This is a genomic window from Roseobacter sp. HKCC-CH-9208, from assembly GCF_037805125.1.
GTDB lineage: Bacteria > Pseudomonadota > Alphaproteobacteria > Rhodobacterales > Rhodobacteraceae > M30B80.
The window spans coordinates 237,832-255,141 of record NZ_JBBLYK010000001.1 but is presented as its reverse complement, the minus strand read 5'-3'; the positions used below and the strand labels follow the sequence as shown (position 1 = coordinate 255,141).

General features: G+C 54.0%; 17 protein-coding genes and 1 tRNA gene. 14 read left to right on the top strand and 4 right to left on the bottom strand.

Features of this window, described 5'->3' with window-relative positions; all coding sequences use genetic code 11:
* Window positions 1–14: 14 nt before the first annotated feature.
* The gene (locus AAC621_RS01290; protein ID WP_340251410.1) at window positions 15–635 is read right to left on the bottom strand and encodes a LysE family translocator; all 621 of its coding nucleotides are present in this window, start codon (window positions 633–635) and stop codon (window positions 15–17) included.
* Between the two features lie 7 nt (window positions 636–642).
* Window positions 643–1,458 carry an enoyl-ACP reductase FabI gene (gene fabI, locus AAC621_RS01285; protein WP_340251408.1) on the bottom strand — a complete coding sequence of 272 codons (816 nt, stop codon included), beginning with the start codon at window positions 1,456–1,458 and terminating at the stop codon, window positions 643–645.
* Window positions 1,459–1,611: 153 nt separating this feature from the next.
* Between fabI and pdxH the strand changes: the two genes are divergently transcribed.
* The 8 genes from pdxH to AAC621_RS01245 all read left to right on the top strand — a co-directional run bounded on the left by pdxH (window position 1,612) and on the right by AAC621_RS01245 (window position 11,194).
* Entirely contained in the window at window positions 1,612–2,223 is a 612-nt protein-coding gene (gene pdxH, locus AAC621_RS01280) for a pyridoxamine 5'-phosphate oxidase (protein WP_340251406.1), read from the top strand.
* A gap of 238 nt (window positions 2,224–2,461) precedes the next feature.
* Window positions 2,462–2,968, top strand: coding sequence for a cold-shock protein (locus AAC621_RS01275; protein WP_340251404.1), 507 nt, complete (start codon window positions 2,462–2,464; stop codon window positions 2,966–2,968).
* A 19-nt stretch (window positions 2,969–2,987) separates the two neighbouring features.
* On the top strand, window positions 2,988–3,431 hold the full coding sequence (locus AAC621_RS01270) for a DUF192 domain-containing protein (protein WP_340251402.1): 444 nt from the start codon (window positions 2,988–2,990) through the stop codon (window positions 3,429–3,431).
* A gap of 54 nt (window positions 3,432–3,485) precedes the next feature.
* A tRNA-Pro gene (locus AAC621_RS01265) sits at window positions 3,486–3,562 on the top strand.
* A 547-nt stretch (window positions 3,563–4,109) separates the two neighbouring features.
* Entirely contained in the window at window positions 4,110–7,769 is a 3,660-nt protein-coding gene (locus AAC621_RS01260; protein WP_340251399.1) for a vitamin B12-dependent ribonucleotide reductase, read from the top strand.
* A 417-nt stretch (window positions 7,770–8,186) separates the two neighbouring features.
* On the top strand, window positions 8,187–9,200 hold the full coding sequence (locus AAC621_RS01255; protein ID WP_340251397.1) for a glycine betaine ABC transporter substrate-binding protein: 1,014 nt from the start codon (window positions 8,187–8,189) through the stop codon (window positions 9,198–9,200).
* Between the two features lie 84 nt (window positions 9,201–9,284).
* The gene (locus AAC621_RS01250) at window positions 9,285–10,175 is read left to right on the top strand and encodes an ABC transporter permease (RefSeq protein ID WP_340251395.1); all 891 of its coding nucleotides are present in this window, start codon (window positions 9,285–9,287) and stop codon (window positions 10,173–10,175) included.
* Window positions 10,172–11,194 carry a quaternary amine ABC transporter ATP-binding protein gene (locus AAC621_RS01245; RefSeq protein ID WP_340251393.1) on the top strand — a complete coding sequence of 341 codons (1,023 nt, stop codon included), beginning with the start codon at window positions 10,172–10,174 and terminating at the stop codon, window positions 11,192–11,194. Before AAC621_RS01250 ends, AAC621_RS01245 begins: the two co-directional genes overlap by 4 nt.
* Here AAC621_RS01245 and AAC621_RS01240 read toward each other — a convergent pair.
* Complete coding sequence (locus tag AAC621_RS01240; RefSeq protein WP_340251391.1) at window positions 11,191–11,865, bottom strand: helix-turn-helix domain-containing protein; 675 nt, start codon at window positions 11,863–11,865, stop codon at window positions 11,191–11,193. The genes AAC621_RS01245 and AAC621_RS01240 overlap by 4 nt on opposite strands.
* Between AAC621_RS01240 and AAC621_RS01235 the strand changes: the two genes are divergently transcribed.
* Window positions 11,852–12,007: a hypothetical protein gene (locus AAC621_RS01235; RefSeq protein WP_340251389.1), complete on the top strand. Its 156-nt coding sequence runs from the start codon at window positions 11,852–11,854 to the stop codon at window positions 12,005–12,007. The two genes, AAC621_RS01240 and AAC621_RS01235, sit on opposite strands and share 14 nt — an antisense overlap.
* Window positions 12,008–12,133: 126 nt before the next feature.
* On the opposite strand, the gene miaA is transcribed toward AAC621_RS01235, so the two are convergent.
* Entirely contained in the window at window positions 12,134–13,024 is an 891-nt protein-coding gene (gene miaA / locus AAC621_RS01230; protein ID WP_340251386.1) for a tRNA (adenosine(37)-N6)-dimethylallyltransferase MiaA, read from the bottom strand.
* A 201-nt stretch (window positions 13,025–13,225) separates the two neighbouring features.
* Here miaA and pyrH point away from each other — a divergent pair, with 201 nt between their 5' ends.
* The 5 genes from pyrH to dxr all read left to right on the top strand — a co-directional run bounded on the left by pyrH (window position 13,226) and on the right by dxr (window position 17,307).
* Window positions 13,226–13,957: a UMP kinase gene (pyrH, locus tag AAC621_RS01225; RefSeq protein WP_340256242.1), complete on the top strand. Its 732-nt coding sequence runs from the start codon at window positions 13,226–13,228 to the stop codon at window positions 13,955–13,957.
* 69 nt (window positions 13,958–14,026) lie between these two features.
* A complete protein-coding gene (frr, locus tag AAC621_RS01220) occupies window positions 14,027–14,593 on the top strand; it encodes a ribosome recycling factor (RefSeq protein ID WP_340242782.1) in 567 nt (188 codons plus the stop codon).
* A 24-nt stretch (window positions 14,594–14,617) separates the two neighbouring features.
* A complete protein-coding gene (locus tag AAC621_RS01215) occupies window positions 14,618–15,328 on the top strand; it encodes an isoprenyl transferase (protein WP_340251384.1) in 711 nt (236 codons plus the stop codon).
* On the top strand, window positions 15,325–16,113 hold the full coding sequence (locus tag AAC621_RS01210; RefSeq protein WP_340251382.1) for a phosphatidate cytidylyltransferase: 789 nt from the start codon (window positions 15,325–15,327) through the stop codon (window positions 16,111–16,113). Before AAC621_RS01215 ends, AAC621_RS01210 begins: the two co-directional genes overlap by 4 nt.
* 15 nt (window positions 16,114–16,128) lie before the next feature.
* Complete coding sequence (dxr, locus tag AAC621_RS01205; RefSeq protein ID WP_340251380.1) at window positions 16,129–17,307, top strand: 1-deoxy-D-xylulose-5-phosphate reductoisomerase; 1,179 nt, start codon at window positions 16,129–16,131, stop codon at window positions 17,305–17,307.
* Window positions 17,308–17,310: the final 3 nt, after the last annotated feature.

Genomic DNA, 17,310 nt, shown 5'->3' with positions numbered 1-17,310 from the left:
TGTTTCTCCTTTGATCAACCAAGGGCAAGCTTGGCACCCATAAGTGCCAGAAGCCCGCCAAATATACGCTCAATCACGGGTTTGAAACCCAAATAGGCACGCCTTGGCCCCGATAGCGAGAAAATACGCGCCACAATCAGGTTCCAGCCTGTGTCATTTACAAAGATCATGCCCAACACCACCGCATAGACCCGGTGATCAGGATTGGCGGGCAGGAAGGTTAGGAAGATCGTGCCGAAAAACACGGCGGGCTTGGGATTGGCAAGCTGTGTGGCAATGCCAAGCCAGATCAATTTCGCCGCCGATTTTGGGGTCTCATCCGCGGGGATTGGCGTGACCTCAAAGGGCAGGGCGGCGCTGCGCCATACCTTAAGAGCCAAGTAAAAGAGATATCCCGCCCCAACCAGTTTTAACCCCAAAAGCACGGCAGGGGCGTGTTCGAACAGAATCGCAAGGCCAAACATGGCGGCTACGGCCCACAAGCAGGCCCCAACGCCAAAACCAATGGCGAGGAAAATTGCGCGATCAAACCCATCGCGCGCCGCGCTGCGGGCCGCCAAAAGTGTTGTGGGGCCAGGGCTCATGGCGGCGGCCAGATGCACCAAATAAATCGCGAGAAATGCCGCGACTGTCATTGCGCCCCTAGTCCTTGCGTCCCGTCACCACATCAATATCAGGTGCATCCACCGCTTTCATGCCCACTACGTGATATCCTGCATCAACGTGCAAATTCTCGCCCGTCACACCAGAGGCGAGATCAGACAGCAGGTAAAGTGCGGATTTGCCCACATCCTCGATGGAGACATTGCGGCGCAGCGGCGAATTCAGCTCGTTCCATTTGAGGATATAGCGGAAATCGCCAATGCCCGAGGCGGCCAAGGTTTTGATCGGCCCCGCGGAAATAGCATTCACGCGGATATCCTGTTTGCCCAGATCTTCGGCCAGATACATCACGGACGCTTCAAGCGCGGCTTTCGCGACCCCCATGACGTTGTAATGCGGCATCACCTGTTCCGCACCATAATAGGTCAGCGTCAGCGCCGAGCCGCCATTGGTCATAAGCTTTTCGGCTCGCTGCATCACGGCGGTGAAAGAATAGACCGAAATATTCATCGTCATTTCGAAATTCGCGGCGCTTGTGTCCACATAGCGGCCGCGCAATTCGTTTTTGTCGGAAAACCCAATGGCGTGAACGATGAAATCGAGACTGCCCCATTTGTCTTTGAGGGACTCAAAAACCGCGTCTAGGCTGTCATTATCGGTCACATCGCACGGCAGCACCACATCGGAACCCAGTTCTGCCGCCAAAGGTTGCACCCGCTTGAGCAGTTGTTCGCCTTGATATGAAAACGCCAATTCGGCGCCATGCTCTGCAAGGGCTTTTGCAATACCCCACGCGATGGATTTGTCATTTGCGAGGCCCATAATCAGCCCGCGCTTGCCAGTCATAATCCCCATGCCGCCCTCAATCCTTGTCGCTATTGTTGGGTTAGGAATGGTTTAGACCTTTGGGGTCACAGCTTCAAGATGTCCCGTCAGCCTTGAAGGGGAGGCGGGTGCGCTCTAGGTTGAGACGCGGCAGAAATGCCGCAATAATAAATGAGGCATAGCATGACCGATCGCACAGGAATTTTTGCAGGGGATGATCCATTCTCCATTGCGCGCGAATGGATGAAGGAGGCTGAGAAAAGCGAACTCAACGATCCTGATGCGATTGCCTTGGCCACGGTTGACTCGTATGGCCTGCCCAATGTGCGCATGGTTTTGCTGCGTCAAATTGAAGATGACGCTTTTGTTTTTTTCACCAATTACGACAGCAAAAAGGGCCAAGAGATCAGCGCGAGCGGCAAGGCGGCCTTTGTGCTGCATTGGAAATCCTTGCGCCGTCAGATTCGAGTGCGGGGTATGGTGACCCGTGAGGATGGGGCGCAGGCGGATGATTATTTTGCGTCACGCTCTCTGAAAAGCAGGCTTGGGGCATGGGCCTCGCGTCAATCACAACCCTTGGACAGTCGCGCCTCACTGATGGCGGATGTTGCTAAAATCACCGTTGAAAAAGGCCCAAACCCACCGCGCCCCCCATTTTGGGGCGGATTTCGCATCAGACCTGTGGAAATTGAATTTTGGGCCGATGGTGCATTTCGTCTGCATGATCGGTTTCGGTGGACGCGTGATCTTGGGGCAGATGCATCGAATTGGACAGTGCAGCGGTTAAACCCTTAAATTGCGCGAGGGCGGGACGTTTCTTGCTGAGAAACGTATCAACTGCGCCATCAGAAATGCTTAATTTGATTACTTTTAGGTGGTGATTTTGCATAAATCATCAATAAATATCTTTTTAGACATAAATTTTAATTTCTTCTTGCAGATATATTCGCTCGGGCCAAACCCTTAGGCTGGGACGGATGGGCTTAGGCCCGAAGACATAGGATGCACCACAACGAAGGAAGTCGATCGCTACATGGGGGTGGCGGTTCGTGGCAAAGTGAAATGGTTTGATGCCACCAAAGGGTATGGATTTATCCTTGCCGATGACGGTGGCCCAGACATTTTATTGCACGCGAATGTATTAAGAAATTTTGGCCAAAGCTCGATTGCAGAGAATGCATATGTCGAGGTGGTCGTGAATTACACAGACCGCGGTGCGCAAGCGCAGGAGGTGTTGTCACTGACACCACCAAGCGAGCAAGAGGTGGATTTTCACCCGCGTATTGATATACCGCAGACAGATGCACCTTTCGTTGCGGCGCGGGTGAAATGGTTTGACAAGGCAAAGGGGTTTGGCTTTGCGAATGAATTTGGCATTGCCGATGACATATTTATCCATGTCGAGATTTTGCGCCGCTTTGGCTTTGCCGATTTGCAGCCGGGCGAGGCGCTTGCCGTTCGCATTGTCGATGGCCCGCGTGGTAAAATGGCCGCAGTGGTGCGCGCGTGGGATTATGTGCAGCACGAGAATTTGGATTAGCACGGCGGCGGCCCTTGGGTTGGCTTTCAGTGCGATATCTGCGCAGGCGGCCTGTCGCCCCGAACGGGTCGAGATCAAAGGTGATTTTGGGACGGCACGCTTTACAGTGGAAATCGCAGACGAGCCGCAAGAGCGCGCAGTCGGTTTGATGAATCGCCCCGCGATGCCGCGTATGGCGGGGATGTTGTTCATCTACGAGCGTCCGCAGCCCGCCAGCTTTTGGATGGAAAACACCCTGATCCCTCTCGATATGCTGTTTATCGATTCGCGCGGGCAGGTGGTTCACATCCATGAAAACGCGGTTCCCCTTGATCGCACGCCCATCAGTGGCGGTGATGAGATTCTCGCAGTGCTGGAAATCAATGGTGGTATGTCAGAAATGCTGAATTTGCAGGTCGGCGCGGTGATCCGCCACCCGCAAATGCCGCAACAGGGTGCTTTGTGGCCCTGTGAAGTTCAATAGAAGTGCATGAGTGCTCTTTTCATCTGTAAAAAGAGGCGCTAAGAGGCACACAGTCGGGGCGTGGCGCAGCCTGGTAGCGCGGCGGTTTTGGGTACCGTAGGTCGTAGGTTCGAATCCTATCGCCCCGACCACTTCCACAAAAGCAGATCGGCATTTGAGCCTGAGATGGGGCGTGGTCCGCGTTTGGCGTGAATTTACCTCTAAAAGACATACTATATTTTGTAGGCAGATCTTGGGGCCAAGGTTTTTATTTGCCAACCGCACCACGATGCGCGCGGCCTGATCCATGGCTTTCGTTTCATGGTCTAACCTGTCGTGCTGTAACAATTCTTTCACAAATTGAGCCCATTCTAGGGGAATTGATGAATCACAGCGCCTGTTGTGGTTTTGCAGTTTGGGCAGATTTCAAGACTGAAAATTTTGAAAATTGACAAAAAAACCGATTGACCAAATATGTGTCCCTACGTCAGGTTGTGGGGGCTGAGAGTGTCACTACAATATCTAGTGGTCTCGGTGCGGGGCAGTTCCTCAACCTTTGTCATAGCGAACCTCTTTTGGCGGTGCGGGCAAATTTGTTTGGGTGTGTAGGGCTGGTTCCGCAAAAAAAGACGGTCAGAGCGCGTAAGACGCTGGCAGGCCGCGTTAGTTGGAACAGGGCTAGTAGCAAAAGAGGCAGCCATGAAAATTGAACGTAGGTTCACCCGCGACGGCGCAGATGTATACGCAAATCTCGAATTCACTCTCACATCTTCTGAAATTCGCAATCCAGACGGCACCATTGTCTTTAAGCTAGACGAAGTAGAGGTTCCCAAATCGTGGAGCCAAGTTGCCTCGGATGTGATCGCACAGAAATATTTCCGCAAAGCAGGCGTTCCTGCACGGCTGAAGCCCGTGAAGGAAAAGGGCGTACCTGATTTCTTGTGGCGCCATGTGGCGGATGACGAGGCCTTGGCCGAGCTGCCCGAAGATCAGCGCATTGTGGGCGAAACATCGGCCAAGCAAGTGTTCCGCCGTTTGGCAGGGGCATGGGCCTATTGGGGATGGAAAGGCGGCTATTTCTCGGCCGAGGCCGATGCGCGCGCCTATTTCGAAGAGATGCAATTGATGTTGGCGCGCCAGATGGCCGCGCCAAACAGCCCTCAGTGGTTCAACACAGGCCTTCACTGGGCGTATGGCATTGATGGCCCAAGCCAAGGTCACCACTATGTTGATTACAAAACGGGTAAGCTGACCAAATCAGCCTCGGCCTATGAGCATCCCCAACCGCATGCTTGCTTCATCCAATCTGTTGCGGACGATCTGGTGAATGATGGCGGGATCATGGATCTCTGGGTGCGCGAAGCGCGCCTGTTCAAGTATGGATCTGGCACAGGCACGAACTTTTCGATGCTGCGGGGCGACGGTGAGAAATTGTCAGGCGGCGGCAAATCCAGCGGTCTGATGGGCTTTTTGAAAATTGGTGACCGTGCGGCGGGCGCCATCAAGTCGGGCGGCACCACACGCCGCGCGGCAAAGATGGTGATCGTGGATGCAGACCACCCCGATATCGAAGCCTTCATCGATTGGAAAGTGATCGAAGAGCAGAAGGTTGCTTCGCTTGTTGCAGGCTCAAAGATGCATGAGAAAATGCTTAACGGCCTTTTTGCGGCGGTCAAGACATGGGACGGGGATCTCGCGGATGCGACCGACCCTGCGAAAAACGGCGCGCTGAAGGATGCAATCCGCGCGGCGAAAAAGGTTTCGATCCCTGAAACCTATATCAAGCGCGTCTTGGATTATGCGCGTCAGGGTTACACCTCGATTGAATTCTCAACCTATGACACAGATTGGGACAGCGAGGCTTATGCCAGCGTCTCGGGTCAGAATTCCAACAACTCGATCCGCGTGACGGATGATTTCCTGCAGGCGGTCAAGGACGGTGCGGAATGGCATCTGAAATCACGCGTGAACGGCAAGCCCACCAAAACCCTGCAGGCCCGTGATCTGTGGGAAAAGGTTGGCCATGCTGCGTGGGCCTGCGCCGATCCTGGCATCCAGTTCCATGACACAGTTAACGCATGGCACACATGCCCTGCAGACGGGCCGATCCGTGGGTCGAACCCCTGTTCGGAATATATGTTCTTGGACGATACGGCTTGTAACCTTGCCTCGATGAACCTGCTGACCTTCTACAGGGATGGCAAGTTTGATGCAGATGGCTACATGCACGCGACCCGGCTTTGGACATTGACCTTGGAAATCTCGGTCATGATGGCGCAGTTCCCCTCAAAGGAAATCGCGCAGCTTTCTTATGATTTCCGCACATTGGGTCTGGGTTATGCCAATATTGGCGGCCTGTTGATGAATATGGGCTTGGGCTATGACAGTGATGAGGGTCGCGCATTATGCGGTGCATTGACGGCGCTTATGACGGGCGTGTCCTATGCAACATCTGCGGAAATCGCGTCTGAACTGGGGCCATTCTCAGGGTATAAGCGCAACGCGGATAATATGTTGCGCGTCATCCGTAACCATCGCCGTGCGGCCTATGGCGAGGCGGATGGTTATGAAGATGTCAACGTCACCCCTGTGCCATTGGATCACGCTAACTGCCCTGATGCGCGTCTGGTCGATCTGGCCAAACAAGCATGGGATGAGGCGTTGGATTTGGGCCAAAAGCATGGCTATCGCAACGCTCAGGCCACTGTGATTGCGCCAACGGGCACAATCGGTCTGGTCATGGATTGCGACACAACAGGCATCGAGCCCGATTTCGCCTTGGTTAAGTTCAAGAAACTGGCCGGTGGTGGTTACTTCAAGATCATTAACCGCTCTGTGCCTGCCGCCTTGGAAAAACTGGGTTATTCTTCTTCCGAGATTGAAGAAATCATTGCCTATGCGGTCGGCCATGGCACGCTTGGCAATGCGCCTGGTATCAACCATACCGCCTTGGTGGGGCATGGGTTTGGTCAGGCTGAATTGGACAAGATCGAAGCGGCTTTGCCACAGGCCTTTGATATCCGCTTTGTGTTCAACCAGTGGACCTTGGGTGAGGAATTCTGCACCAAAACCTTGGGCATTCCGCAGGCCAAGCTGAATGATCCGAGCTTCAATCTTCTGCAACATTTGGGCTTCTCGAAGAAGGACATCGAAGCTGCTAATGATCATGTCTGCGGCACCATGACCTTGGAGGGCGCACCTTTCCTCAAGGAAGAGCATTACAACGTGTTCGATTGCGCCAACCCATGCGGCAAGAAGGGCAAGCGTTACCTCTCTGTCAACAGCCATATCTATATGATGGCTGCAGCGCAGAGCTTTATCTCTGGCGCGATTTCCAAGACGATCAACATGCCAAATTCGGCGACTATCGAAGATTGCCAGGAGGCCTATGAATTGAGCTGGTCTTTGGGGATCAAGGCAAATGCGCTGTATCGTGATGGCTCGAAATTGAGTCAGCCTTTGGCAGCGGCCTTGGTCGAAGATGATGACGAGGCGGCAGAAATCCTTGAAAGCGGCAGCCCGCAGGAAAAAGCGGCTGTTTTGGCGGAGAAGGTGATCGAAAAGATTGTGATCAAGGAAGTGGCCCGCGCCAAGCGCGAGAAACTGCCTGAGCGCCGCAAAGGCTACACCCAGAAGGCAATTGTGGGTGGTCACAAGGTCTACCTGCGCACAGGCGAATATGCCGATGGCGCGCTTGGTGAGATTTTCATCGATATGCACAAAGAGGGCGCAGGCTTCCGTGCTATGATGAACAACTTCGCCATCGCAGTCTCGGTTGGCCTGCAATATGGTGTGCCGCTTGAGGAATTCGTGGATGCCTTCACCTTCACCAAGTTCGAGCCTTCGGGCATGGTGCAGGGCAATGACTCGATCAAGAATGCAACTTCGATCCTTGATTACATCTTCCGTGAATTGGCGGTGTCCTATCTCGACCGCACCGATCTGGCCCATGTAAAGCCAGAAGGCGCAAGCTTTGACGATATGGGCCGCGGTGTCGAAGAGGGTGTCTCGAACGTCAAGGAACTGTCCGACAGCGCGGCGTCAAAATCCTTGGAAGTGCTCAAACAGATCAGCTCAACAGGCTATTTGCGCAAGCGTGTCCCACAGGATTTGGTCGTGTTGCAGGGGGGTGTCTCTAGCCTTGCCGCTACGGCGGTTGGCCAATCTGGCGCGGTCGTGGCCGAGGCGGTGCAAGCTGCTGCTGTCACCACAGCCGCCGTTGAGATTGACGCGCGCACAAAAGCCAAGATGCAAGGCTATGAGGGCGAGGCCTGCGGGGAATGTGGCAACTACACCCTCGTGCGCAACGGCACATGCATGAAGTGCAACACCTGCGGCGGCACATCGGGCTGCAGTTAAGCACAGATTTTCCATCCCGCCGCGCTGATGGTCGTTTGCCCACGATCACGCGCAGCGGGAGGGGAACACGGGGCGGGTGCGCTCGCCCCTGACGCGGATCAAGCCGCAGGCAGAAACAACGGGCGGTAAATAGAGTGAGCTTGATCAGCGAAACTGGGGGTGCCATCGGCGCCCCCATTTTTTTGTGGCGTTTGGTTTGTAACTGAATTGTAAAATGGTGTCGCAAAGCAAATAAATGTCGCTTTTGCGATATTCATCCGTGGGTTGTGAAATATTTTAATCACATTATTTCAGTGTCTTAGGTCGATTTTAGAAATAAGAGCTTGAGAATTTTAAGTCAATATAGAACGATAGCGACATAATTCGTCTGGGTCGCTTTGCGCGGCCCAAAATAAAACGATCGACAGGAGAGATCATATGAAATTCGTAAAACCGCTCGCCGCTGGCATTGTTGGCGCTGCCGCGCTTGGGTTTGGTGGGGCTGCATCTGCGCAAGATTGTGGTTCATTAACCATTGCTGAAATGGATTGGGCCTCAGCCGAATTAATGGCAAATGTTGACAAGATTATCCTGGAAGAAGGGTATGGGTGTGAGGTCGAGCTAATCCCAGGAGCGACCATGACAACTTTTGCCTCTATGAACGAGAAAGCTGAGCCAGATGTTGCGCCGGAGCTTTGGATCAATGCGGTTCGAGATCCTTTGGCCGCAGCTGTTGCTGAAGGTAGTTTGCATTCGGTTGTTGAGGGTCCAATCACCCAACTAGGTGAAGGCTGGTGGGTGGATCCACAGTTCGTAGCTGATTATCCCGAACTCGACACTGTAGAAAAAGTGCTACAGCACCCTGAGCTGTTTCCGTGGGCGGAGGATGAAAGTCTTGGCGCCTTTATGGGTTGCCCCGCGGGTTGGGGATGTCAGTTGTCGAATGCGAATTTATTCCGGGCATTCGGAATGGAAGACCTCGGCTGGCACCTTGTTGACCCAGGATCCGCTGCGGGTCTCGACGGATCTATTGCGCGCGCGGTTGATCGGGGAGAATATTGGTTTGGTTATTATTGGGCGCCGACAGCCATAATTGGAAAGTATAACTTAACTTTGCTAGAATGGGAAACGCCCTGGGGTGGTTCAGAAAACTGGGATGGTTGTATTGTTAAGCCAGAGCAGGAATGTGCTGATCCTCAACCTTCCCGTTATACCGAGTCGGAGGTTCACACAGTGATAACGGATCGTTTGCAGCAAGAGGGTGGCATTGCTGTGGATTATCTCGCAAATCGGGTTTTTCCAGGTTCTGTGATGAACGCTATGCTAGTTTATATGACTGATAATCAGGCTACTGGCGAAGACGCGGCGTACGAATTTCTGCTGACCTATGAGGATATATGGTCACAATGGGTGAGTGAAGACGCGGCGAGCACGATCCGCGATGCACTCTGACAATAATTATAACATACGTTAACTAAAGCGGAGAGGCGGCTGCCTCTCCGCTTTTTCAAATACATATAACTTAGGGTACAACGCATGTGGGATTTTTTCCTTGAGTTTCCTTCTATTGGCAGGCGCGACTTAAGTGCTTTAAGGCAAGGCATAGATGAGGGCTTTAGGTCTTTTTCTCGAAGCTACGGCGAAGCTTTAGAAATTTTTTTTAGCCCTCTCCTGCATTTTCTTGTGTGGTTCGAAAAGCTTCTTTTGGCAACGCCCTGGCCGTTAATATTAATCGTCTTATGCGGTTTAGCTTGGGTGGGTTCCCGCTCAATGAAAATTACAGTTGGAACATTTCTTGCTTTCATATTAATTGGCTACTTCGATATGTGGGAAGAAACCATGGCCACGCTTGCGATTATTTCGGTGGCCACTGTTGTATGCATAGTAATTGGCATTCCACTAGGAATTTTAATGTCGAAATCCGATCGGATTCAAAGTGTGATAACACCTATTTTGGATATAATGCAGACAATCCCGTCGTTTGTTTATCTGATCCCGGTTGTGATGCTGCTTGGCATTGGCAAGGTTCCCGGTCTTATTGCGGTTTGCATTTATGCAATTCCCCCCATCGTGCGCCTAACAAATCTAGGCATCAGATTGGTGGATCGCGAGGTTCTAGAAGCGGCTGAGGCCTTTGGCGCAAGCCCGCGGCAGAAGCTATTTGACGTGCAAATTCCCTTGGCTCTGCCCAATATCTTCGCGGGCGTGAACCAGACGATCATGATGGCCCTGGCCATGGTTGTTATTGCGTCAATGATCGGGGTGCGAGGTCTTGGCGTGCCCGTGTTGCGCGCGATTTCCAATCAATATTTGGCCCTTGGTTTGATGAATGGTTTGGCGATTGTCGCGCTGGCCATCATCTTCGACCGCGTCAGCCAATCCTATGGCAAACGCCTACAGGCGCATCGTGAGGGAGGCGAGAAATGAGCGATCCCAAAATTCAGATCAAAAACCTCTATAAGATTTTTGGCAAATCGCCGCAAAAGGCGTTGAAATCCGTCCAGTCAGGCATGCGCAAGGATGCTTTGCGCGAAGAATCGGGGCATGTTCTGGGCGTGGATAACGTCTCGCTTGATATTGCGCCGCAAAATATTCAGGTGGTGATGGGGTTGTCGGGGTCGGGTAAATCCACCCTAATCCGCCATATCAACCGCCTGATTGAGCCGACCGCAGGTGAAATTTTGGTGGATGGCGAGAATGTTCTGACCATGGACAAGGATGCTTTGCGGGATCTGCGGCGTTTCAACATGTCGATGGTGTTTCAACATTTTGGTCTTTTCCCGCATCGCCGTGTGATTGAAAACGTCACCTATGGCTTGATCGTGCAGGGCGTGGATGAGAGCGAGGCCGAAAAGCGGGCCAAGCAATGGATTTCCCGCGTGGGGCTTGAGGGGTATGAAAACAGTTATCCAGGTCAATTGTCGGGCGGCATGCGGCAGCGCGTGGGTCTGGCGCGCGGTTTGGCAACGGATGCTGATATCTTGCTGATGGACGAGGCGTTTTCTGCGCTCGACCCGTTGATCCGCTATGATATGCAATCCATTTTGATTGATCTGCAAAAAGAATTGCATAAGACGATTGTGTTCATCACCCATGATTTGGACGAGGCGCTGCGCCTTGGCGACAATATCGCGATTTTGCGCGATGGTCATTTGGTGCAGCAAGGCACCGCGCAGGATATCGTGTTGCGTCCTGCCGATGATTACATTGAGGATTTCATCAAGGACATCAACCGCGCCCGCGTGATCAAATTGGGTTCCATCATGCAACCTCTGGGTCGCGGGACATTGCCTGACTCCGCTCCGCGTTTGGATGCTGACACCATTTTGCAAGATGCGCTGATGGTGGTCGCGCAATCAAAGGGCAACACTGTGATTGTCGAAGAACGCGGTCAGCCCAAGGGAAAAATTACCACCCGCGCTGTCATTGAGGCGCTGCATGGCTAAGTGAAACAGGGGCTATCGGTGGCGCGTGCTGACCATTGCCCCTGTTTTTGATCGCGATATGCGGTTGGGGTTGCGCCTGTTTCTTGGCCAAAGGCGCGGGTGAAATAGGCAGGTGACGAATAGCCTAAATCGCGTGCGATTTTCGCGGCGCTGTCATGGGTATCGACCAAACGGCGGCGGGCCTCGGCCATCAGCAGCTCATTGATGAGGGCAAGGGCCGTGCGCCCTGTAATTTCGTGGCAGATGCGGGTGAGATGGGTGGGCGTCACATCAAGGCGCGCGGCATAGTCGGACACGCCCAATTGGGCGTTGAACCCTTGCGCCAAGAGCGCCGCAAAGCGCGAGAGGAGCTGCGCCGATTTGCTGGGCTTTTTGATTTGGGTGCGCAATCTGTGGGTGGCATCGCGGTCACGTTGGCTGGAAATGAGTTTTTCACGCTCAAGCATCGCTGAGAGCAGCAGACCATATCCCCGTTTCATACGTGTCGCCGAAGGGGTGTCTTGATCTTCTAGCCGCGCCATCCGCTCAATTAGGCCCGTCATCTCCACCTGCGCTTCGGCGGAACTGGGCGTGAGGCAAAGGGATGTTTGCGGCAATTCCAAATCGGCAAGATTGGGAAAATAGGCCAATTGGCCTTGTAATTGCGTGGGCAATTCAATGGATAACAGCATTGAGGCTGGAATAAATAACATCTTGGGGCCTGTGGCCATGATCGGGTGCAAATCCATCGTGATGCAGGTTGTGCCGCGCGTCAGTCAAAATAACCGCGATTTGGGGCAGTTATACGCCAATTCATGCCGCCAAGCGTCATGAAGTCGAATTTGACCAATCGTTCGTGCGGCATAGGCGGGCGCGTTGGTAGGACCCATCTCTTGCTGATCCGACATTATCCCCTATCCGATTCGTGCCTATATCCTCAAATTTACAGGCACCTAAAATTTAGACAGGAATATATATATCTGTCCATCCTGTGGACTGCGCGCGCAGCCACGTCCGTTGCTTTTTTGCATATTGGCGCGAGGCGATAATGGCGGCCTCTGTGGCTGTCTCAAGCGAAATGTCACCACGAAGGTGGGCGATCAATTCAGGTGCGCCGATGGCTTTGGCCGCGCCTTGCACCTGATCCCAATGGGGCAAGGCGGCCCGCGCCTCATTTAATGCGCCCTCTTTTATCATTGTATGGAAACGGCGGGCGATGCGGTCATTGAGCCAAGCTCGATCCGCCATGAGTTTGAACGCCGCCACATGATCCAGAGGCAGGAGGGGGGCGGGCGTTTCAGCCTGCCATTGCGAGAGGGGTTTGCCTGTGGCGCGCCACACCTCCCAAGCGCGCTGAACGCGGGCGCGGTTTTGTCGGTCAATCTTTGCATAAATCACGGGGTCGGATTGCGCTAAATCGGCCAAAAGGGCGGCATGGCTTTGTTCATCTGCCACGATGCGCACGGCCTTTGGCACGGGCGGGATTTCAGCCAAACCCTCAGTCAGCGCACGAAAATAAAGCCCTGTGCCCCCCACGATAATGGGGCGCGGCCCTGTCCGCAGCAGCGGCGCAAGATCGCGCAGCCATGCCCCCACGGAATAATCGCCCAAAAACGGCACATGCCCATAGAGATGATGCGGGCATCTCTCCTCGTCCGCGGCACTGGGGCGGGCGGTCAGGAGGCGCCATCCGTCAAAGACTTGCAGCGCGTCTGCATTGATGATTTGCCCACCCCACCTGTCAGCCAAGGCAAGGGCAAGCGCAGATTTCCCGCTGGCCGTGGCCCCCGCAATCAGGATCGGACGATCAGGCGCAATGTCTTTTGCGAATTCCAAATTAAGAGCGTCCAATGCCGTGCCTTTTTTCCTGATCTTTTGCGGCGCGCCTAGCAATATCTGGTTTCGCTTGGGCGTGCTTTGGCATATTTAGTCGCTAGGGCAGGCGCGACCGTTGAAGTGATCCGCATTTTAGACGATGATGCGCTAAGCTCAATCACCCATTGGTGGCTTTGGCCCGATCTGCGGCCTGTCACCCGTTTGAACGAGGATATCATGGCCGCAAGCGATGCCACCCCCAAAACAACCTATAAACGCGTCATGCTGAAAATTTCGGGCGAGGCCTTGATGGGCGATAAGGGCTTTGGCCTCAATCCGCCTACAGTCGAGCGGATCGCGCGCGAGGTAAAATCGGTGCATGATCTGGGGGTAGAGATTTGCATGGTCATTGGTGGCGGCAATATCTTTCGCGGCTTGCAAGGCAGCGCGCAGGGGATGGAGCGCACCACAGCCGATTATATGGGGATGCTGGCCACGGTGATGAACGCGCTTGCGATGCAAAGCGCGCTTGAGGGGCTTGGGGTCTTTACTCGCGTGATCTCGGCCATTCCGATGGATCAGGTCTGCGAGCCTTATATCCGCCGCCGTGCAGTGCGCCATTTGGAGAAAAAGCGCGTCTGTATTTTTGCGGCAGGCACAGGAAACCCCTATTTCACAACAGATACAGCCGCCACATTGCGTGCCAATGAGATGCATTGTGATGCAATCTTTAAGGGCACCAAGGTGGACGGGGTCTATGATAAAGATCCCAAAAAATACGCCGATGCGAAACGCTTTGACGAGATCAGCTATGATGAGGTTCTCGCACAGCATCTTGGCGTCATGGATGCCTCGGCCATCGCGCTTGCGCGCGAAAACGACACCCCGATCATTGTCTTTAGCCTTGATGAGCCAGGTGGATTTCGGGGGATTTTGTCGGGGCAGGGAACCTATACAAAAGTGCGCTAAAGCCATAGAAACAGGCAGCCCCGCAGGCTATATGGGGCCGAAGCGACCTGACAAGCGAGGAGTGAGGCAATGTCAGCAGATGAATTCGAACTTGATCTAGATGATCTGACCCGCCGGATGGAGGGCGCAATTTCCGCGCTGAAAACGGAATTCGCCTCTCTGCGCACAGGCCGCGCCTCCGCCACAATGCTCGAACCTGTGATGGTGGAGGCATATGGCCAGATGACCCCAATCAATCAGGTGGGCACCGTAAACGTGCCAGAGCCGCGCATGGTCACCATCAATGTGTGGGACAAGGCAATGGTCGGTAAAGTGGAAAAAGCCATTCGTGAATCGGGCTTGGGTATTAACCCGCAACTCAACGGCACGATCATCATGCTGCCGATCCCCGAATTGAACGAAGAACGCCGCCGCGAATTGACCAAAGTCGCTGCGCAATATGCCGAACACGCCCGTGTGGCCGTGCGCAATTTGCGCCGTGACGGGATGGATCAGATCAAAAAAGCCAAATCAACGGGCCTGAGTGAAGATGACCAGAAATTCTGGGAGGCCGAAGTGCAACAGTTGACCGATAGTTTTATCGCCAAAGTTGACGCGGCGCTTGAGGGCAAGCAAGCCGAGATTATGCAGGTTTAGGCAAAGCAAAAAGGGGATACGCGGATGAGCCGAAGCAATCCTGCCCATGTCGCCATTATCATGGATGGCAATGGTCGTTGGGCAAAGATGCGCGGCCGCCCGCGTCTTGTTGGCCATCATGCGGGTGCTGCGCGGGTCAAGGAAATCGCGCGGGCCTGCCCCGATTTGGGTGTGAAATACCTGACGATTTTCGCCTTTTCGACCGAAAATTGGAAACGCACCCAAACAGAAGTTGCGGGCCTCATGCGGCTGTTTCGGCGGTATCTGGCCAGTGAAACCAAGGCCTTGATCAAGGCAGGGGTGCGGGTGCGTTTCATCGGGGATCGCGTGCGCCTTGAGCCGTCCTTGGTCGAGATGATGGACAATCTCGAATTGATGACCGCTGAAAATGACAAGCTGCATTTGACGGTTGCCTTGAATTATGGCGGCCGCGATGAGGTGAGCCGCGCCGCCAAGCGTTTGGCCCATGATGTGGCCGCGGGGAAAATCAAACCCGCCGATATTGATGACGAAACCTTCCCAAAATATCTCGACACCTATGTGTTGCCTGATCCTGATCTGGTGATCCGTACATCGGGCGAGGCGCGCATTTCGAATTTTCTTTTGTGGCAATCGGCGTATTCCGAATATGAATTCGTCAATACGCTTTGGCCTGATTTCACCGCCCAAGAATTTGCAGAAATTCTTGCCCGCTATGGCCTGCGTGAGCGCCGTTTTGGTGGGGTCACTGCGTGAGCGATCAAGCCCAAAGCCTGTTTTCTGATTTCTGGCCGCGTATGATCACAGGGCTTTTGATGGCTGTGACGGGTCTTTATGCGGTTTGGTTGGGCGGCCCCATTTATGTTGGCATGATTTTCCTGATCGCAGGGATTTTGATCTGGGAATTGGCCGTGATGTTGGGCGGCTCGTTAATGCGCTCGGCGGGGCTTGGAGCAGGGATGATTGCCTGTCTTTATGCCGCCCATAGTCTGCCACCCGCCTATGCGCTGCCTATTTTGTTTTTGCCTGCCTTTCTTGGCCTTGTTTTGCTGCAAGAGCGGCGCGAGAAATATATGCCCTTCGCGCTGTTGATCAGCTTTGCCGCTTACGGCCTTTTGGCACATCGCGAGACCTTTGGCTTTGTCTGGGTGACATGGCTCGTTTTGGTTGTGGTTGTGACCGATATTGCGGGCTATCTCGTTGGCCGCGTTGTGGGCGGGCCAAAGTTTTGGCCGCGTGTTAGCCCAAAGAAAACATGGTCTGGAACGATTGCAGGCTGGATTGGCGCGGGCTGTGTTGGGGTTGCCTATATGACCCAAACAGAAGCAGGCGCAGGGATTATTGCAATTTCAGTTGCTTTGGCCTTTGCCAGCCAGATGGGCGATTTGGCGGAAAGCGCCATCAAGCGTCATGTGGGGGTCAAGGACAGCTCGCGATTATTGCCCGGACATGGCGGGGTTTTCGATCGTTTTGACGGTATGATTGGCGCTGCGGCTTTGCTACTCTTGGTTGAAAGCTTAACAAGCTTCCCACCGCAATAAGGAAAAATTGCTCAGATGCGCCGTGTCAGTATTTTTGGGGCCACTGGCTCCATCGGGCAGAACACCCTCGATTTAATCGCGCGCGCCCCTGATGCCTATCGGGTTGTAGCGCTTTCGGGGGGGGGCAATATTGACCAATTGGCGCGGGATGCCATCGCACATCGTGCCGAAATTGCGGTAACCGCCTATGAAGATCGGCTTCCTGATCTGAAATCTGCGCTTGCAGGGACCGGGGTTGAGGCCGCCGCAGGCGAGGCCGCGTTGATTGAGGCCGCATCGCGCCCTGCCGATTGGGTCATGTCGGCCATTGTTGGGGCTGCGGGAATCGCGCCGGGATTTGCGGCACTTGAACAAGGCGCAACGCTGGCCTTGGCAAATAAGGAAAGCTTGGTTGCGGCGGGGCAATTGCTTTTGGCAACGGCCGCATCCCTTGGCGCGCGGATCTTGCCCGTAGACAGCGAACATTCCGCCGTATTTCAAGCCCTTGTCGGCGAAGATATTGCTGAGGTTGAGCGCGTGATCATCACCGCTTCAGGCGGCGGTTTGCGGCATTGGCCGATTGAGAAATTGGCCCATGCGACACCCGAAGATGCGGGGGCGCATCCGAATTGGGATATGGGGCAACGGATTACAATCGATAGTGCGTCAATGTTTAACAAGGCGCTGGAGCTCATTGAAACGCGGGAATATTTTGGGATCGTGCCTGCGCAGATAGAGACCATCATCCACCCGCAATCCTTAATCCATGCTTTGGTGGGGTTTCGCGATGGTGCGTTGATGGCCCATCTTGGCCCGCCAGATATGCGCCATGCTATTGGCTATGCCTTATATTGGCCAAAGCGTCAGGATCTTCCTGTCGCGCGGCTTGATCTGGCGCAGATTGCGCAACTGCAATTCGAGGCGCCAGATTTGGCGCGTTTCCCTGCCTTGCGCCTTGCCCGCGATGTGATGGAGGTGCGCGGGGGGGCTGGGGCCGCCTTCAACGCCGCCAAAGAAGTGGCACTTGACGCGTTTTTGGCGCGCGAGATTGGATTTATGGATATGGCCGCAGTGGTTGAAGAGACGCTTGCCGCGCTCTCCCAGGAATTAACCCTGTCAAATCCGCTTGAAACCCTTGCAGATGTTCTCGCGATGAACCATCTCGCAAGGGTGCGGGCGCGGTCAGTGATTTCTGCGCGGATCAAAAAGACATAAAAT

Coding starts and splice junctions, on each gene's coding strand:
- AAC621_RS01290 (WP_340251410.1), bottom strand. CDS start 635: ATGACAGTCGCGGCATTTCTCGCGATTTATTTGGTGCATCTGGCCGCC.
- fabI (WP_340251408.1), bottom strand. CDS start 1,458: ATGGGGATTATGACTGGCAAGCGCGGGCTGATTATGGGCCTCGCAAAT.
- pdxH (WP_340251406.1), top strand. CDS start 1,612: ATGACCGATCGCACAGGAATTTTTGCAGGGGATGATCCATTCTCCATT.
- AAC621_RS01275 (WP_340251404.1), top strand. CDS start 2,462: ATGGGGGTGGCGGTTCGTGGCAAAGTGAAATGGTTTGATGCCACCAAA.
- AAC621_RS01260 (WP_340251399.1), top strand. CDS start 4,110: ATGAAAATTGAACGTAGGTTCACCCGCGACGGCGCAGATGTATACGCA.
- AAC621_RS01255 (WP_340251397.1), top strand. CDS start 8,187: ATGAAATTCGTAAAACCGCTCGCCGCTGGCATTGTTGGCGCTGCCGCG.
- AAC621_RS01250 (WP_340251395.1), top strand. CDS start 9,285: ATGTGGGATTTTTTCCTTGAGTTTCCTTCTATTGGCAGGCGCGACTTA.
- AAC621_RS01245 (WP_340251393.1), top strand. CDS start 10,172: ATGAGCGATCCCAAAATTCAGATCAAAAACCTCTATAAGATTTTTGGC.
- AAC621_RS01235 (WP_340251389.1), top strand. CDS start 11,852: ATGGATAACAGCATTGAGGCTGGAATAAATAACATCTTGGGGCCTGTG.
- AAC621_RS01240 (WP_340251391.1), bottom strand. CDS start 11,865: ATGCTGTTATCCATTGAATTGCCCACGCAATTACAAGGCCAATTGGCC.
- pyrH (WP_340256242.1), top strand. CDS start 13,226: ATGGCCGCAAGCGATGCCACCCCCAAAACAACCTATAAACGCGTCATG.
- frr (WP_340242782.1), top strand. CDS start 14,027: ATGTCAGCAGATGAATTCGAACTTGATCTAGATGATCTGACCCGCCGG.
- AAC621_RS01215 (WP_340251384.1), top strand. CDS start 14,618: ATGAGCCGAAGCAATCCTGCCCATGTCGCCATTATCATGGATGGCAAT.
- dxr (WP_340251380.1), top strand. CDS start 16,129: ATGCGCCGTGTCAGTATTTTTGGGGCCACTGGCTCCATCGGGCAGAAC.